Below are 17,519 nucleotides of genomic sequence, written 5' to 3'. Positions count from 1 at the left end.
TTTTTTTCTGCAGAAGGTATTAAAGGAAGGAAGTTTTCATTCAAAAAATTAGAGAGGTGGAAGGATATGGCTGAAGGGATGATTAAAGACCAAAACGATAAGCTTTATAGCCAAAGGAATGCTTTCTTAGATGAATGGGTTGCACATTATAGATCCTTTGCTACTAAAGGGCAAACCGCCAATTATATTCCTGCTTTAAGAACGAAAAACGTATCGCATTTAGGCATTTGCATCATAAGACCGGATGGAACAGCGATAAAGTCAGGGGATTATGAAGTATCTTTCACATTGCAAAGTATATCAAAAGTGCTTAGCTTTATAGCCGCATGCTTGAGCTGTGGTATTTCTTATGTGTTAGAGAGAGTTGATGTAGAACCAACTGGGGATGCCTTTAATTCCATTATTCGTTTAGAAATGCATAAGACGGGAAAGCCGTTTAACCCAATGATTAATGCTGGGGCGATTACCATAGCTTCACTACTGCCAGGAGAAACTTCAAACAAAAAATTAGAAGTTCTTTATCAATTAATCGAAAAACTGATAGGAAAACGTCCGGCTATTAATGAGGAAGTGTATCAATCTGAGTGGAAAACATCTTACCGAAATAGAGCTTTAGCTTACTATTTAAAGGAAACGGATTATTTAGAATCGGATGTAGAGGCAGCTTTAGAGGTTTACATGAAACAATGTTCAATAGAAGTAACCACAGAAGACATAGCCTTGATTGGACTGATTCTTGCACACGATGGATATCATCCTATTCGTCAAGAACAGGTCCTGCCCAAAAAAGTAGCTAAATTAGCCAAAGCCTTAATGCTTACTTGCGGAATGTACAATGCTTCGGGTAAATTTGCGGCATTTGTCGGGTTGCCAGCAAAAAGTGGTGTATCTGGGGGCATAATGGCACTAGTTCCTCCAAACGTCAGAAGTAAACTGCCTTTTCAAGATGGATGCGGTATTGGTATATATGGACCAGCTATTGATGAATATGGGAATAGCCTAACAGGGGTTATGCTATTAAAACATTTAGTACAAGAATGGGATCTAAGTATTTTCTAATAAGCATATGCAGAAACTTTGCTTCTGCCAAGTAATAAAAGGAAGACACTAAGTCGCTAGATCTTTATTTTTTGATATCAAACTACTAAACTTTTACTGGAGTGATGCACATGCAACAATTACTACATGCCATTATTAGCTTTTCAAATGATTTTCTATGGTCAAAGTTATTGATTATTATGCTAGTTTTATTCGGTCTTTATTTCACATTTAAATCGAAATTTGTACAGTTTCGAATGTTGAAGGAAATGGTCCGTGTTTTAATGGAGGGGAGAACTGGTTCTAAAGACAGCATTTCGCCATTTCAAGCGTTCTGTATTGGTATGGCTGCACGCGTTGGAACAGGTAATATTACAGGAATTGCGATTGCGATTGCATTAGGCGGTCCTGGAGCGGTATTTTGGATGTGGATTATTTCTATTATTAGCTCAGCATCCAGCTTTATTGAAAGTACGTTAGCACAAGTATATAAAGTAAAAGATAAAGACGGTTTCCGCGGCGGCCCATCCTATTATATGGAAAAAGGATTAAACAAACGTTGGATGGGAGTATTATTCTCCATTTTAATTACGCTTTCTTTCGGTCTTGTATTCAATTCTGTACAATCAAATACTGTTACACTTGCTTTTGAGAACTCATTTGGTACAGATCGTTTAACTGTAGGGATTATCATGGCACTTGCTTTCGCTGCGATTATCTTTGGCGGTGTGAAGAGTATTGCAAAACTGGCTGAATACAAGGTTATGCTTTTAGCTGTGTTATACATTGGTGTTGCATTCTTTGTCATAGCTACGAACATAACAAAAATGCCGGAAATTCTTTCTCTTATTGTTAAAAACGCGTTTGGCTTTGAACAAGTGGCAGGTGGTTCACTTGGAGCTGCGCTCATGAATGGAGTTAAACGTGGCTTATTCTCGAATGAAGCTGGTATGGGAAGTGCGCCAAACGTTGCCGCAACAGCAACTACAAGTCATCCGGTAAAACAAGGACTTATTCAAGCATTTGGCGTATTAGTTGATACACTGATTGTCTGTACAAGCACAGCATTTATTATTTTACTTTCTGATGCTTACAAACAACCTGGGCTAAATGGTATTGCACTTACACAAGCAGCATTAAGTGAACATATCGGTTCATGGGCATCAGGCTGTCTTGCCATCTTTATTTTCCTTTTTGGATTCGGTGCGTTAATTGGTAACTATTATTACGGGGAAACAAACATTCGCTTTTTACATACAAGTAAAGCATGGTTGATGCTATACCGAATAAGCGTATTCGCCATGATTATATTCGGTTCAGTTGCAAAGATTCAACTTGTATGGGATTTAGCTGATTTATTTATGGGCTTCATGGTGATTGTAAACCTAATTGCCATTCTCCTATTATCAAAAGTAGCATTTAGTGCATTAAACGATTACATTAAACAGAAAAAGGATGGTAAAGATCCGGTATTTTATAAAGATAATATTAAGAATCATGAGAACATTGAATGTTGGGAACTCTCTCAAGTTGATTCAACCTTAGAAGAGGAAAAGGCCATATAATCATAAGACGTTTAAACACATTATGGTCTGAATATCTATAGATTTTTTCTGGTAGAATCCTGCATATCTATCTAAAACAAATCCACTACTTTGACATTCAAGTAGTGGATTTTCTAGTTATCATGATAAGGTTCTTAAACAGTAGCTGAAGCAAAACAATGATCATTAAAATAAATAATCTCGGAAAGAATCTTGCATCCTTTAATATTCTTGAAAGCTTCCCTTGCTTCTTTTTCTGTATCAAATTCGAACATCGACGTATTTTTGTTTGAATAGAGAGTGATTACCCACATTAAAAATTCCCCCAATAAAAGATTACTGTTCCTTTTTTCTCATTGACTGATAGATAATTTCTAATACTGTAGCTTTAATTTAATAATAAGACCTACACAATCAAACAGAAGAATACAAAACAACTTAAAAGTTTCAAAACATATTAGTGTTATATTAGTCATTAACAAAATCCAATGATCATCGTCTTTCAATGAAGAATGGTTAGAACAAAATTAAGACTCGATACATAAATTCCCTATATAAGGTAATATTACTAGTCGAGAAATGATTTTTTATAAATGACAACATTCTACAGAAGATGCTCCTTATGTCAGCTACAGGCATGGGATATTTATTAGGTGATAAATATGTGGACAACGATAGCTTCCTATCTTCCAGACTGGTATGTTTTTATGCAAGCTTTTATTGCGTTTTTCATCCCCTATTCTATCTCGAAATTTTTTAGTTGGATCATTACATTAGAGGAAGAGTGATGAGAATCTGGAAATCAAAGATCAGAAAAATAAGAACCCATACAAATGAAAGTGAAAAAAAGGAAGATTATAAGCCTTATAAATATCCAACAGGTCATTTTACGGGCGATTTTACCTTGGATTTGGAACTTATCAGGCAAGAAATCAGTCTTAACTCGGATGTGCACGTTCGGGAGTTTAGTATCGGGCGTACAGGCATTCGGTCGGCCATCATTTTTGTAGAAGGACTGTCCGATAAAGATCTCATCGACAAACATATTATGAAATCATTGATGGTTGATTTTTTCAACGAATTTAAACTGGAACCCCCTTATGTAAAAGGAACCATTTCAAAAGAGTTTATTAAAAATCAAATTCTTTCTATTAGTGAAATAAAAGAAGTCAATCATATTAAAGAGTTGATAGCAAAAATATTGACAGGTATGACAGCCCTTTTGATTGATGGACTATCAGATGCGTTCATTCTTGGTACAACCAAAGCAAACAAACGGAATATTGAAGAGCCGGTATCAGAAGCACTGGTCAGAGGTCCACGAGTTGGTTTTACTGAAATTTTATCCGATAATACCGCCCTTTTGCGACGCCATGGTGAAAACGTGAACTTAACATTAATAAAATTCCAAATAGGAAAACGGGCAAAAAAAGAATTGGCCATCACCTATATGAATGAGATTGCTAACCCGGAATTAGTAGAAGAAGTAAAGAAAAGAATTCAGAAGATCGATATGGATCATATACCGGAATCAGGCTATGTAGAGCAACTGATCGAAGATAATTACCTTAGTCCCTTTCCGCAAGTACAAAGTACAGAGCGTCCTGACCGTGTAATCAGCGCATTGATGGAAGGACGAGTGGCAATCTTGTTAGATGGAACACCTTTCGCTTTGATCGTACCGGTTACATTTAGTATGTTATTACAATCGCCGGAAGATTATTATGAACGATGGATTCCCGGCTCTCTCTTCCGTCTTTTACGTTTTGGAGCAGCCCTTATTACGTTGTTTGCACCTTCACTTTATATTTCTTTTATCTCGTTTCATCAGGGATTGATCCCAAGCAAGTTAGCCATTTCAATTACAGGAACTAGGGAAGGTGTTCCGTTCCCCTCACTAATAGAAGCATTGCTTATGGAAATTGCCCTCGAAATTTTACGGGAAGCTGGGCTGCGCTTACCTAAACCCATTGGCCCAGCGATGGGGATTGTTGGCGGACTAATCATCGGTGAAGCAGCCGTCCAAGCAGGGATTGTTAGTAATATTATGGTTATTGTAGTAGCAATAACCGCCATTTCTTCCTTTGCCATTCCGAGTTATAGTGCAGGGATCCCCTTGCGTATTCTTCGCTTTGTAGCCATGTTTGCTGCTGCATTGTTTGGATTGTACGGAGTTATTCTGTTTTTCCTCTTGCTTTGCAGTCATTTGGTGAAACTGAAGAGTTTTGGCGTACCTTATACCAGTCCTGCTGTACCTTATCGATTAAGTGACTTAAAAGATTTTATGATCCGCATGCCTATTCAGATGATGAAACGTCGTCCGAAGATGATGCATACGAAAGATCATGTAAAAGATAGCCTACTTCGAAGGAAGTGAACCCAAGATGATTCTTAGTCCCAAAGACCGAATAACCACTCCCCAAGCAGCTGTTGTCGTCATCAATTTTATACTTGGAACAGGGATCCTCACACTGCCCAGGGCATCTGTAGAAAAGGTAAAAACACCGGATGTTTGGATTACCGTTATTATAGGCGGACTAATCGCGATGATGGCTGGGGTTATGATTGTAAAATTAAGCCAACAGTTTCCCGAAAAAACTTTTTATCAATATAGTCGTATAATCGCAGGTAAATGGGTAGGCGGGCTTCTCAGTGTTCTTTTTGTATGTTATTTTTTAATAACTGCCGGGTTTCAAGTCCGTGCCATGGTGGAAGTAACAGGATTTTATTTACTGGAAGGCACCCCCGATTGGGCAATTACTATGTCATTTATTTGGGTAGGTCTCTATTTGACCATTGGAGGCATCAACCCAATCGCACGGATGTTTGAAATTATTTTCCCTATAACGGTTATCCTTTTTTTGCTGGTTACCTTTATGAGTTCCGGAATATTTGAGATGGATAATCTTCGTCCAGTATTAGGATTGGGAGTCATATCTGTACTAAAAGGGGTAAAGACAACGGCTCTCGCATATACAGGTTTGGAAATCATGTTGATCCTTCCGGCATTTATGATACATCCGGATAAAGCAGTAAAAGCTGTAGTAGTCGGAATAGCCATACCCTTAATTTTTTATGTAATAACCGTCATTATGGTTATCGGTGCGTTATCCGTCGATGGAGTGGTCACAAGAACGTGGCCGTCCCTTGAATTGATAAGAAGTTTTGAAATCCCCGGCTTAATCTTTGAAAGATTTGAGTCTATGTTACTCGTAATATGGATCATGCAAATATTTGCTACATTTACCATCGCCTACTATGCGGCTGCTTTGGGACTGGCTCAACTCTTCAAAAAGAATATTCATCCATTTTTGTATGGATTACTTCCGGTTATTTACATCATTACGAGAATGCCGAAAAATATTAATGACCTATTTAAACTCGGCGATATGATTGGCAATGTCGCGTTATATTTATTTGGTTTACTACCGTTGCTGCTTCTCATTGTTTCAAGATGGAAGGTGGGAAAGCATGAAGCAAAGCAATAACAACGTACGGTCCCTCAAGGGTATACTTTCCATTCTATTACTCCTGTTTCTTACAGGTTGCTGGAGCAGTAACGAAATTGAAGAAATAGGTTTAAGTGTAGGTTTGGCACTAGATGAAGGAAAAGAGTCAACTATTGAGAAAGAATTAGAGCAACAAGGAGGAGGATATAACCAAACAGAAAAAATAACCATGACTTTTCAAATTGTTAACCCACAAGGAACAGGTTCAGAGAGTAAAGGCACGGAATCACAACAAAAACCTTACTTGAATATTTCTGAAACCGGTGATTCCATCCATCAAATGAGTCGCGAATTTTCATTGAGAAGTGATCGCCCTATATTCAGCCCTCACCTTAAAGTGATTGTTATTAGTGAGGATCTTGTACGTAAGTATAGATTAGAACAATTAGTTGATCAACAACTTCGTGATAATGAAATTAGACCAAGCTGTCTTGTGTTCATTAGCAAGGGGCGGGCAAATGAGACACTAGAATCAAAAGAATCAGGAAAAATTCCAGCGTTCCGTTTGATTGGAATTTCAGATAATGAATATCGAACAGCAAGGATTTTGCCCCCTATGTCACTTGCCAAATTAGAAGGCAAGATGCATTCAGGATCTAGTTTTCTTATGCAAAATGTTATTCCGACGAACGGAGAAGTTAAATTTTCAGGAGCTGCCGTGATTACAGGAAAGACAAAAAAGCTGATTGGTTTTTTGAATGAAGAGGAAATGGAAGGCTTAACGTGGATAACTGGAAAGGGAAAAGGCGGTTTGGTCAAAAGCTTTAATACAGCGACAAATCAGCCAATCATTTACGAGGTAAAGACAATGAAAAGTAAAATTACACCTCATGTTAATGGGAACAACATCTCTTTTGATGTAAAAATCGAATCAGAAGGGCGACTTTCTGAAAATTGGGTGGTTACGGGGGAAACTTCTGAAAATAAATTTTTAAAAAGAGCTGAAAAAGCCGCTGAAGAAGAAGTAAAACGAATGGTAAATAATGTAGGAGAAAAAATGCAAAAGGATTACCAAGTCGACGTTGCCGGCTTCGGAAACCGATTGAGAATTGAACATCCTAAAGTATGGGAAAAAGTCAAAAAAGATTGGGACCAAACATTTAGTGAAGTTCCAATTGAATACAACGTGAAATTAACTATTATGGATTATGGATCGTCAAGCTTCAAAAATTGAGATTGTTGAGAGTAGCAATAGTTAGAAAAAGAAAAAAGCCTGATCCTAATTGATACAGGCTTTAAACTTTTATGTAAATTCAAGAGCTAATTTGTAGTTAAAAATGAGGCTAGTTCTTTACTTTTTTGTTTTCTTTCTTTGCGCATTCTTGTTCGCGCTGGAGCAGTTTCGTATAATTTTCTCTCTTCTTTTGTTTCCGGAATAACTTGTGGAACACGCGTTGGACGTTCATGTTCATCAAGTGCAACAAATGTTAAGAGGGCAGTCGCTGCCATCTTACGCTCACCGCTTTTTAAGTCTTCTGCAATAATTTTTACAAATACCTCCATTGATGAAGTACCTGTCCATGTCACATACGATTCGAAACAGACTGAATCTGTTGGTCGAATGGGATGTAAAAAATCAACTGAATCTGTTGAAGCCGTGACACATTCCCTTCGACTATGACGCGCTGCGGAAATGGAGGCGATTTGATCTAAATCACTCATTAACCGACCACCAAATAAAGTATTGTGATTATTTACATCGTTTGGGAATACACGACTAGTTCGTATCACTCGTGATTCTTTACAGTATTTTACTTCCATACATACATCTCCCTAAAACATATCAATCTGTTTACGTTATATTTACATCATTACAGGGTTATCCTCTTCCTACCTAAAAACAAAAACCCAAAATATTAAGCGTTTTCACATTTTCTTTTAATCAAGCGAGTAAGTTTTCGTGCACGACATTCTTTGTTTCAATGAACCTTTTAGCATTATATCCAGCCCCGATAACGCGAAGCTTCAGCCGGTTTTCTTATGCCCACCATGTATGCTGCTAAACGCATATCAACATGACGGGTCTGTGATGTTTGATAAATTTCTTCAAAGGAAGCGACCATTACGTTTCTCAGTTTTTCAGCAACCTCATCCTCTGACCAATAATATCCTTGATTATTTTGAACCCATTCAAAGTAAGAAACGGTGACACCACCTGTACTTGCCAGTATGTCGGGTACAAGGAGGACTCCTCTTTCATCCAAAATTTTTGTCGCTTCAAGGGATGTTGGTCCATTCGCTGCCTCCACCACAATCGTTGCTTTAATACGACCAGCATTTTCTGCTGTAATTTGGTTTGAAATGGCAGCTGGTACAAGAATGTCACATTCTTTTTCAAGCAATTCTTGATTCGTAATGACATTAGTAAATAAAGTTGTTATTGTACCGAAACTATCGCGTCGTTCAAGTAAATAATCAATATCAAGTCCTTCTGGATCATAAAGAGCGCCATATGCATCTGAAATACCAATCACCTTTGCGCCGGCGTCATGCATGAATTTGGCCAAAAAGCTTCCTGCATTTCCAAAGCCTTGAATTACGATTCGTGCACCTTGTAATTCAATGTTTTTTTTCTTTACAGCTTCTTCAATACAAATTGTTACACCGCGAGCTGTTGCTGTTTCACGACCGTGTGACCCCCCTAAAACAACCGGCTTACCCGTAATAAAACCAGGAGAATCAAATTCACGAAGACGACTGTACTCATCCATCATCCACGCCATGATTTGAGAATTTGTATACACATCGGGTGCCGGAATGTCTTTTGTCGGGCCGACAATTTGGCTGATTGCACGAACATATCCACGACTTAATCTCTCCAGTTCCCTAAACGACATGTTTCTCGGGTCACAAATAATACCACCTTTTCCACCGCCGTAAGGGAGATTTGCAATCCCGCACTTTAGACTCATCCAAATTGATAACGCTTTTACCTCAGCCTCATTAACTTCAGGATGAAAACGTACTCCACCTTTTGTCGGACCTACTGCATCGTTATGTTGCGAGCGGTAACCGGTAAATATTTTAATAGACCCGTCATCCATTTGTACTGGGATACGTACCGTAATAGTTCTAAGTGGTTCCTTTAATAGCTCATATACATCATTGGTATACCCTAAATTTTGAACCGCCTCTTTTATGATCAACTGAGTTGAACTTAATAAATCTTTTGTTTCACTTTGCTTATTACCTGGCTTTTGGACTTGATCACTATTAACAAGTACTGTCATTTTTCTTTACACCTCTTAGTCTATAAAATGGTTAATTTGAACCCAATCATCTAATAGAATTCTTTCATGCTGAAGTATGAAATTTGGGAAATCCCCACCTCCTGAATCCTAAAAATGAAATGAACAAAAAAGTATTTGAAGCCTTGTTTTCTTCACCTGCTCTACTCAGGTTAACTCTTCACTATAATCCAAAATATTAAACGCTTTTTTCACATTTTCTTTATTAAAAACGTAGCTTTACTTTATAATAGGAACTACATAATGATACGGAAAAATACAAAAATAAGATGAATTTTTTTAAAAAAAGACTCCCTTTAATTTCGAGTTAACAGCGTCTCTTAGAGTATCCAATACAAGCGTAACGTCCTGATTCAAACTGATACGATAAGCAATGATTTCGTTATTATAAAGATCCATAATGCCGGAAAGGTACATCATTGATTGTCCAAATGGAAGATAAGTAATATCTGTAACCCACTTTTCATTTGGTCTAGATGCCTTAAAATTACGCTCCAAACGATTAGGGACGACAATATTGCTTTCTCCTGCAAATTTTACCTTCCTCTTTGGTTTTACTCGGCATTGGAGATTATATTTCTGCATGATCTTTTGAACGGTGTTTCGGTTAACTACAACATTATAATCTCTTTTAAGCCAAGCTTTTACTGTTCGATATCCGATACGAAATTTATGACTTTCACACAGCTCTTTAATTTGGAGTTCTAATTCATTAGGTTTACAAAATTCTCGTTTCTTCCATCGATAATAGGTCGAACGTGAAACCCCAATACAATCACAAATAGAAGATATGGAGTATTTCCCTTTTAAGACTTCCACTAATTCTAGAACAACCTCTGGTACCAACCCCTTTCGATTTCCTAGTACTTTTTTAATATCTCGACCTGAATTTGTAAATGGTGGTTTTCTCTCTTTGCTGCTCAACCTCAGTCAGCCCTTCAGGTCCTTTTCCATAGCTATATTGTTTACCGATAGGTTGTGCAAAACGATGCATTTCGCCCTTACGATACCACATCATCCATATCCTTATTTGAGAGTCATTTACAATACCCAATTCCTTCATGATTTCACTATTGGAGTATTGTCCTGACATTTTCATTTCAATTGCTTTCATTTTTGTCTCATACGGGTAAAAATTCTTAGATCTCCCCCATAAGAAAAACACCTCCTGCAAGTCAAATAATAATTACGACTCAAGGGGTGTTTTTTCCTTTGTCTCATTTAACTAGGTCTCTTCAAATCGCTTGTCGTGTTTTTCACGTGCAAGAACATTTACGGGGCATATCAATCCCCTATTTGGTGTCTGCTGCTTCTTTAAAAATTATCTGCGAGATGCACTAAACGTGTGCCGATTTTATGTGGCAACACATGAGATGTTGGTGAGTAGGTAATCAGGAATATCAAGAGAATCAATCCATTTTCTCTTTGCAGAGTAGTCATATTCATTGAATTTTTGGGTTAGATAGGGTCCGTCGCAGCCATAACTTTCCCTAATTCTTATAACTTGACTGTATCTCTAGACTTGAGTTTTGTAAGCTTCAAACTCACTAATTTTATGTTTAATCCGTTCCAAACAAATCTGAGTGTTTGTTTCTTCGTTATAGGAAGCCTCATCTACACTGGATATCGATTCGGTGATGATAAACCCATTAGGCAACTTGACAGCAACCGTTGTGCATCGATCAAAAACCTTAACAACTTTAACCTGAGAATTTTCGATCATTTCATTGATATACACTGGTTCGTTTTGATTTATCATATGTGCCTTTTCTTGTTGTTTTGCAATAAAGGAATACTCTGATGATGGTTCAAATGCCATTTCAAAGGCTTGCACTGTTGTTTCAATGACCTTATCATTGTTGATATCCCTAACCTTCACTTTCCCATTCGCTGTGATTTCCAACAATTCCATTAAACTATCTGGCGACCCTTTCAATTGGTATATCTTCAAGCTCTTTCCCTCCACCATGCCTTTTTAAATAAGCTTCCGTTAAACTAGTTTATTCAGCATGTTGAAAAGCTGTGAAACTTGAAAAAAAAGGTCCGAGTGATATCTGCAACTAATGCGAACCTAGAAAAGCTGATAAAAGAAAAATTATTTCGAGTGATCTGTTCTTTCGCTTAAACGTTTTATCCATTCAAGTTCCTTCTCTTCGCGACCGTTCATGGGAAGATATTTTTGCACTTCTCATGCATTTTCTGAAGTGTTTAATAAAAGGTACAAGAAGACCAAAACGTTTTCACCATCCTTAATCGATTTACTTTTATCGTATGAATGGCCAGGAAACATACGAGAACTAAAAAATCTTGTAGAACGACTTGTGAAGAATGTATCATAGGTGCCAATACACTAATTCCATCCGGAAAGAAGATTCCGCCTCGTTCTCTCGTAATGGGATCCCCTGGAAAAGTAGTTCGTGAAATAAATGACAAAGATTTGGAGCTAATTCAACTATCCATCGATACTTACGTACAGAAAGGTTATGAATTTAAGGAAATCCTTAATAAATAAAAAGATTCCTAGGAGCATTGCTCCTAGGAATTTTTACTGATTAAAGGTTTCCATTTCTTCAGCTATATTTTAAATAAACGAAGGTCGGGCTCCGGATTTATCAAGTAATCTTAAACCTATTTAACAATAAGGTTCATGTCTTTACATAATCCGTACCTTTCCTATTTAGAGTTTTATTGATCTAGAATCATCACAGAAGAAACAACACTTGCCGCCTTCTTTTCGTTTTGGAATAAGTCTGCTAGAACATAGCCGACCTTTCTTCCCATCCTTTCAACTTTGGCCACAACCATCACTTCTCCCATTAGAACAGGTCTATGAAAAGTCGTGTGCAAATCAATTGAGGTAAAGCTTTGTTCACCACTTAATTTAGTAGCAATGGCATATGCCATCATAATATCCGCTGCAGATGACACAAACCCCCCCATTGCCACACCTATTCCATTCATAAACCTTTCATCCACTTTCCATAACCCACGCGCTATTCCATCATGAGCTTCAGTCACTTCAATTTGTAATGTTCTATCACATGGGGGAGGAGATGCCTCGTGCGCAATGACCTTCATAAGGTCTACACCTTTTTTTTCTTTTTCCAATACAAATCCTCCTTTACCTGTTAATGATCTTCTGAACTACTAGGTGAAAAACCGTAAGCGATCCTCCATGACGGCTCGTGCATCGCTCATCATTTTGTCAAATAATTCTTGCACTGAAGGAATATCTTCAATAAGCCCAGAAACTTGTCCACTGTTCATAAAGCCATTTTCACCGTCACCTTTTAATGCACCAATAAGATGAAAATCTTCGGATGTCATATGACGATATTGTTCTTCTGACAAACCTGCGCGTTCTAATTCGATAATTTGTTTTGCATAAGGTGATTTTAACACCCGTCTAACATGCCCAAGCGATCGGCCTAAAATAACAGTTTCATTACCATCAGCCTCCATAAGTCTTTGCTTATAGTTCGCATGAAATGGGGCATCCTTTGTGGCAATCAACCGTGTCCCAAGCTGCACTCCTGATGCCCCCAACATCAATGCTGCTGCCAAACCCTGTCCATCGCCAATTCCCCCTGCAGCCAGAACCGGAATAGAAACATGTTTACAGATTTGCGGAATGAGCGTAAAGGTTGTCAGCTCCAAATTTGAATTTATCCCTGCAGCTTCAAAGCCTTCCGCAACCAACACATCGGCCCCGGCCTCTTCTGCCTTTTGCGCATGTTTAACGGCGGCGACAATGACAATGACCTTAATATTATGTTGATGTAAAAGAGGAATATATGGCGCCGGATTTCCTGCAGACAATGACACAATGGGGATTTGATAGTTAATCACCAGTTGAATTAATTCTTCCGTATATGGACTTACATTAATTGGTATATTAATTGCAAATTGTTTATCCGTCTTTTCCTTTGTTTCCAATATAATCGTTTCGACTTGCTCCGGGGTCATGGTTCCACATCCAATGGTCCCAAGCCCGCCAGCATTTGAAACTGCGGCTGTAAGCTGTGAATTGCTTATATTCCCCATTCCGCCCTGAATTATCGGATAATTTATGGAAAGCACCTCAGTAACATATTTCACTCGAATTTCTCCCCTCTTCTAAAGGAAATTCACCCGATTCAATTTCAACCAAACAGCTCTTCTCATGGAACCGGAAAAGCTTCTTTGCTGCTTACTGAATCATAAACGGATGTTGTTTGGCATCATAGGAGTCATCTTTTTTGCAAAGATCATTGTTTTCTTGAAAAATGCTTTCGAAAAAGCGACTAGCTGGTTCAGCAAGAACTTTATAATATTGGTTAAATAATGTAGCGGCTAGAGTTCCATTCCAATTTTCCGGCAGCAGTTCCTTCGGAAGACCTGGATCAATAAACAAGAATTTTCGGTATTCATGGATAAGTTTTGTCCGCTCAACGAAACAATCGGCATCCGACATTTCGCCGCGATTAATAATCTCCTGATTGGCAATGAACTGCTTGCTATACTTGATAATAAATTCTTCGTATTTTTCCACGACTTGTTCTAACGGCCAGCTTTTTTCCACAAGAGAATGGTTGTCTTTTGGACCTATATATTCAGAAACGAAAAAGTCGACATACTCACTGATGTCATATTTTTCAATGAGGAGTTTAACCTCTTTCTCTAAATTATTAGGAGAAATCCAACAGGCATTAGAAAAACTGCCAAAGCCGCTCCACAATAACTCTTGACGAAGCTCATCGCGAATATGTCTTTTTTCTTCTGGAATGGAATACATGAGGACCCGCCATTTCCCATCCCATTCATTGGGATTAAGCTTAAAAATGCGATGCCCTGCTTCTTCTATACGGCTTATCCCCTGATCCGTCAGATAATAATAGCTGCGATTATCTCGCTTTTCAGATTGGAGCCATCCCTGCTTCATCATGCGGGAGACAGCAACCCGGGCCGCCTGCTCATTATGACCGAATTCCTTTAAAAGACGTATTAAACTGCCGATCCAAATTTTATTTCCATAATGGTGAATATAATCACCATATATTGTAAAAATCATTGAACGTGAATTTTCACTCAAGATCTTCACCCCCATTTCTTTTTATATCACAAATTTTATACGAGCGTTAATATTATTATATAGTTCAGCAAAAACAAATCTATTTCCCAGAAAAATGGGGAACTCTTTTTTCACTAAACGCATTTAAGGCTTCGATTCGATCTTCTGTTGGAATCGTTATTTCATATGCTTTTGCTTCAATTTCAAGCCCTGTTTGTAAGTCTGTGTTAAGCCCTCTTGTAATCGCATATTTCGCCTGCCGAATAGCTACAGGTCCATTTTTCATTATTTTTGACGCAAATTCCTCGCAAGCCGGAATCAACTGATTTCGTTGTACTACCTCCAGGACAATCCCTAAATGAAGAGCTTCTTTTGCAGTCAATTTTTTTGCTGTGAAAATTAATTCTTTTGCCTTCGTCTCTCCGATTAACCTTGGCAAACGCTGCGTACCGCCTGCACCAGGGATAATTGCCCAGCTAGTTTCTGTCAGTCCTAAAGTGATTCCTTCAGCAGCAATGGCAAAATCACAAGATAGCAGCCATTCGAAGCCTCCGCCAAGTGCATAGCCATTAACAGCAGCAATCGTTGGCTGTGGAAGTAAAGCAATGCTGTTAAACACATCGCGAATCGCTTTTACATTCCTTCTAACTTCTGTTTCCGTTAACGTTTTTCTTTCCTTCAAATCTGCGCCAGCACTAAAAGCCTTTTCACCGGCTCCAGTAAAAATAACGACGTGTACATCTTGACTTAAAGAAATAGTATTCACAACTTCTTGAAGTTCAAATAGTGTTTCATAATTAAAACAATTGAGAACGTCAGGACGATTGACAGTAACATATCCAATATGATTTTCTACTTTATATAGCACATTTACCATAAACAATTCCGCTCCTTTAATTTGAAAGCTCTTTTTAATTTGGCTGTTGATTTCCGCTACAGAGTATAAAAATCAACAATATCGTTTAACAAGCCAATTTGAAAAATAGCCCTTAATAGTCATGCTATTTAAGGGCTTTTACGTTTAATTTTCGATGTTTTCTATAATCGCTGCAATCCCTTGACCGACGCCAATGCACATCGTTGCCAGGCCATATTGAACCTTTTGCTTTTTCATCTCATGGACAAGTGTAGTTAAGATGCGGGCTCCACTTGCACCAAGTGGATGTCCGAAGGCAATGGCACCACCATTGACATTTACTTTCTCTGCATCAAGCTCCAGCTGTCTCATACATTCTATTGATTGAGAGGCAAAGGCTTCGTTTAATTCCACTAAGCCGATCTTATCAATTGATAAATTCGCTCTAGTAAGGGCTTTTCTTGAAGCATAGATAGGTCCAAGCCCCATTACCGATGGTTCAAGACCCGCAACTGCTCCCACCACATATTTTGCAAGGGGCTTAAATCCAAATTCCTTCGCTTTTTCAGCACTCATTAATAATAAGGCAGACGCACCATCATTAACACCTGATGCGTTTCCTGCCGTGACAGTACCGCCTTCAAATATAGGTTTTAGTTTTCCCAGATTTTCCAAGGAAGAATCTGGGCGTGGATGCTCATCCTGAGAAATCACTACCTCGTTCCCTTTACGATCTTTAAAGCGGACGGGAACAATTTCATTGGCAAAACGTTCGTTTTCCATTGCGGCTTTTGCTTTTTGTTGACTTCGAAGAGCAAAATCATCTTGTTCTTCTCGAGTGATTGAATAGCGCTTTGCCACGTTTTCCGCTGTTTGCGGCATGGATTCTGCCCCGTACATCTCTGCTAATTTTTTATTTGTAAAGCGCCAGCCAATCGTCGTATCCTGAAGTTCCATGGAACCTCTTGGAAAATCAACCTCAGGCTTGCCCATAACGTATGGTGCTCTTGTCATGCTTTCGGTGCCTCCGGCAATATAAATATCCCCTTCACCTACCGCAATCGATCTAGCTGCATAAAGCACCGCATCCAAACCAGAACCGCAAAGCCGGTTTATCGTTGTTCCACCTACAGTAATCGGTAAGCCGGCAAGCAAGGCCGACATCCTGGCAACATTTCGATTATCTTCCCCAGCTTGATTGGCATTACCAAAAATGACATCTTCAATTTGTTCCGGTGAAAGATTTGGGTTTCTATCAAGAAGAGCTTTAATCACGATGGCACCTAGATCATCTGGGCGAACACTTTTTAAAGCGCCCTTATATTTTCCAATTGGCGTTCTAACAGCATCGACAATTACTACTTCTTTCATTTTCTCACCAACTCTTCTCTTTTGGTATAATCATAAACACCTTTTCCGGTTTTCCGGCCTAGTCTGCCTGCGCGAACATATTGTTCAAGCAATGGTGCCGGACGGTATTTTTCACCTAATTTTTCATGTAAATATTTCAAGTTATTCAAACGTGCATCCAACCCGACAAGGTCGACCAGCTCAAATGGGCCCATTGGGAAATTCAAACCTAATTTAATGGCTTTATCAATGTCCTCAGGGGTGCCGAGACCTTCTTGAAGCATATAAAAGGCTTCATTTCCAACTAAACAGCTAATTCGGCTTGTCACGAAGCCCGGGAATTCATTGATTACAACGGTTTCTTTTCCCATTCGTTCAGCTACTTTTTTAATCTTTTCTGCCGTTTCATCACTCGTTTCAAGGCCACGAACGATTTCAATAAGCGGCATTTTGTGAACTGGATTAAAGAAGTGCATAGCAATGGTCCGCTCCGCACGTTTTCCATAAGAAGCAATTTCAGTTGGACTCATTGTAGAAGTATTCGTAGCAAAAAGACAATGTTCCGGTGCATATTGCTCCATTGTTTCAAAAACTTGCTTTTTGATTTCAGCTTTTTCAGGCACGGCTTCAATAATTAAATCGGCGGAAGAACAAGCCTGCGGTAAATCACTAACAAAGGAGAGGTTTGCTTTTGCCATTTGCTCCAGTTCAGCAGAAATTTTCCCTCTCGCAAGACCTTTTGCAAAAATTGAATGTAGCTCATCTTCGGCGCTTTTTAGCGCATTTTCATTCACATCTACCAATGCAACGGAAAATCCCCCGAGTGCAGACACATAAGCAATTCCTCTTCCCATTACACCGGAACCAACAACAACGATGCTCTTCATCATCGATCACTCCTTTTCCTGATTAAAGAAGTACGAA

At 38.6% G+C, this 17,519-nt stretch carries 18 protein-coding genes and 1 pseudogene; 7 read left to right on the top strand and 12 right to left on the bottom strand.

Going from position 1 to position 17,519, the window contains the following annotated elements:
* Window positions 1-78: 78 nt before the first annotated feature.
* Both QNH17_RS09925 and QNH17_RS09920 read left to right on the top strand, forming a co-directional pair.
* Window positions 79-1,059 carry a glutaminase gene (locus QNH17_RS09925; protein ID WP_283879472.1) on the top strand — a complete coding sequence of 327 codons (981 nt, stop codon included), beginning with the start codon at window positions 79-81 and terminating at the stop codon, window positions 1,057-1,059.
* Between the two features lie 110 nt (window positions 1,060-1,169).
* Window positions 1,170-2,603 carry an alanine/glycine:cation symporter family protein gene (locus tag QNH17_RS09920; RefSeq protein ID WP_283878515.1) on the top strand — a complete coding sequence of 478 codons (1,434 nt, stop codon included), beginning with the start codon at window positions 1,170-1,172 and terminating at the stop codon, window positions 2,601-2,603.
* A gap of 134 nt (window positions 2,604-2,737) precedes the next feature.
* Here the strand turns inward: QNH17_RS09920 and QNH17_RS09915 are convergent, their stop codons facing one another.
* Window positions 2,738-2,896, bottom strand: a complete 159-nt coding sequence (locus tag QNH17_RS09915) for a hypothetical protein (protein WP_283878514.1) — start codon at window positions 2,894-2,896, stop codon at window positions 2,738-2,740.
* A gap of 473 nt (window positions 2,897-3,369) precedes the next feature.
* Here QNH17_RS09915 and QNH17_RS09910 point away from each other — a divergent pair, with 473 nt between their 5' ends.
* The 3 genes from QNH17_RS09910 to QNH17_RS09900 are packed head-to-tail and all read left to right on the top strand — an operon-like array spanning window position 3,370 to window position 7,265.
* On the top strand, window positions 3,370-4,959 hold the full coding sequence (locus QNH17_RS09910; RefSeq protein WP_283878513.1) for a spore germination protein: 1,590 nt from the start codon (window positions 3,370-3,372) through the stop codon (window positions 4,957-4,959).
* A 7-nt stretch (window positions 4,960-4,966) separates the two neighbouring features.
* Window positions 4,967-6,070 (top strand): spore germination protein, encoded by a 1,104-nt coding sequence (locus QNH17_RS09905; RefSeq protein WP_283878512.1) that lies wholly within the window; start codon window positions 4,967-4,969, stop codon window positions 6,068-6,070.
* A complete protein-coding gene (locus QNH17_RS09900) occupies window positions 6,054-7,265 on the top strand; it encodes a Ger(x)C family spore germination protein (protein WP_283878511.1) in 1,212 nt (403 codons plus the stop codon). The genes QNH17_RS09905 and QNH17_RS09900 overlap by 17 nt, the downstream gene beginning before the upstream one ends.
* Before the next feature lie 86 nt (window positions 7,266-7,351).
* Here QNH17_RS09900 and QNH17_RS09895 read toward each other — a convergent pair whose 3' ends face one another.
* The 5 genes from QNH17_RS09895 to QNH17_RS09875 all read right to left on the bottom strand — a co-directional run bounded on the left by QNH17_RS09895 (window position 7,352) and on the right by QNH17_RS09875 (window position 11,290).
* On the bottom strand, window positions 7,352-7,852 hold the full coding sequence (locus QNH17_RS09895) for an acyl-CoA thioesterase (RefSeq protein ID WP_283878510.1): 501 nt from the start codon (window positions 7,850-7,852) through the stop codon (window positions 7,352-7,354).
* Window positions 7,853-8,028: 176 nt separating this feature from the next.
* A complete protein-coding gene (locus tag QNH17_RS09890) occupies window positions 8,029-9,321 on the bottom strand; it encodes a Glu/Leu/Phe/Val family dehydrogenase (RefSeq protein ID WP_283878509.1) in 1,293 nt (430 codons plus the stop codon).
* A 297-nt stretch (window positions 9,322-9,618) separates the two neighbouring features.
* Window positions 9,619-10,263, bottom strand: coding sequence for an IS3 family transposase (locus QNH17_RS09885; RefSeq protein ID WP_283878508.1), 645 nt, complete (start codon window positions 10,261-10,263; stop codon window positions 9,619-9,621).
* Window positions 10,211-10,453, bottom strand: a complete 243-nt coding sequence (locus tag QNH17_RS09880) for a hypothetical protein (RefSeq protein ID WP_283878507.1) — start codon at window positions 10,451-10,453, stop codon at window positions 10,211-10,213. The genes QNH17_RS09885 and QNH17_RS09880 overlap by 53 nt, the downstream gene beginning before the upstream one ends.
* Window positions 10,454-10,855: 402 nt before the next feature.
* Complete coding sequence (locus tag QNH17_RS09875) at window positions 10,856-11,290, bottom strand: Gp49 family protein (protein WP_283878506.1); 435 nt, start codon at window positions 11,288-11,290, stop codon at window positions 10,856-10,858.
* 214 nt (window positions 11,291-11,504) lie between these two features.
* Here QNH17_RS09875 and QNH17_RS29965 point away from each other — a divergent pair, with 214 nt between their 5' ends.
* Entirely contained in the window at window positions 11,505-11,678 is a 174-nt protein-coding gene (locus QNH17_RS29965) for an AAA-type ATPase lid domain-containing protein (protein WP_481858588.1), read from the top strand.
* Window positions 11,663-11,851, top strand: a pseudogene (locus QNH17_RS09870) (gamma carbonic anhydrase family protein); the annotation flags it as partial. The gene QNH17_RS29965 and the pseudogene QNH17_RS09870, both read left to right, overlap by 16 nt.
* A gap of 173 nt (window positions 11,852-12,024) precedes the next feature.
* Here the strand turns inward: QNH17_RS09870 and QNH17_RS09865 are convergent.
* From QNH17_RS09865 to QNH17_RS09840, 6 genes are all read right to left on the bottom strand, one after another.
* A complete protein-coding gene (locus QNH17_RS09865) occupies window positions 12,025-12,447 on the bottom strand; it encodes a PaaI family thioesterase (RefSeq protein WP_283878505.1) in 423 nt (140 codons plus the stop codon).
* A 39-nt stretch (window positions 12,448-12,486) separates the two neighbouring features.
* Window positions 12,487-13,437, bottom strand: a complete 951-nt coding sequence (locus QNH17_RS09860; RefSeq protein ID WP_283878504.1) for an NAD(P)H-dependent flavin oxidoreductase — start codon at window positions 13,435-13,437, stop codon at window positions 12,487-12,489.
* Between the two features lie 91 nt (window positions 13,438-13,528).
* Window positions 13,529-14,425 carry a phenylacetic acid degradation operon negative regulatory protein PaaX gene (gene paaX / locus QNH17_RS09855; RefSeq protein WP_481858587.1) on the bottom strand — a complete coding sequence of 299 codons (897 nt, stop codon included), beginning with the start codon at window positions 14,423-14,425 and terminating at the stop codon, window positions 13,529-13,531.
* A gap of 64 nt (window positions 14,426-14,489) precedes the next feature.
* Complete coding sequence (locus QNH17_RS09850) at window positions 14,490-15,266, bottom strand: enoyl-CoA hydratase-related protein (RefSeq protein ID WP_283878502.1); 777 nt, start codon at window positions 15,264-15,266, stop codon at window positions 14,490-14,492.
* Window positions 15,267-15,410: 144 nt separating this feature from the next.
* A complete protein-coding gene (locus QNH17_RS09845) occupies window positions 15,411-16,616 on the bottom strand; it encodes an acetyl-CoA C-acyltransferase (RefSeq protein WP_283878501.1) in 1,206 nt (401 codons plus the stop codon).
* Window positions 16,613-17,485 carry a 3-hydroxyacyl-CoA dehydrogenase gene (locus QNH17_RS09840; protein ID WP_283878500.1) on the bottom strand — a complete coding sequence of 291 codons (873 nt, stop codon included), beginning with the start codon at window positions 17,483-17,485 and terminating at the stop codon, window positions 16,613-16,615. Before QNH17_RS09840 ends, QNH17_RS09845 begins: the two co-directional genes overlap by 4 nt.
* Window positions 17,486-17,519: the final 34 nt, after the last annotated feature.

The organism is Neobacillus sp. SuZ13, assembly GCF_030123365.1.
GTDB lineage: Bacteria > Bacillota > Bacilli > Bacillales > Cytobacillaceae > Neobacillus.
The sequence above is the reverse complement of the archived record's forward strand: the minus strand, read 5'-3'. Positions and strand labels throughout refer to the sequence as shown.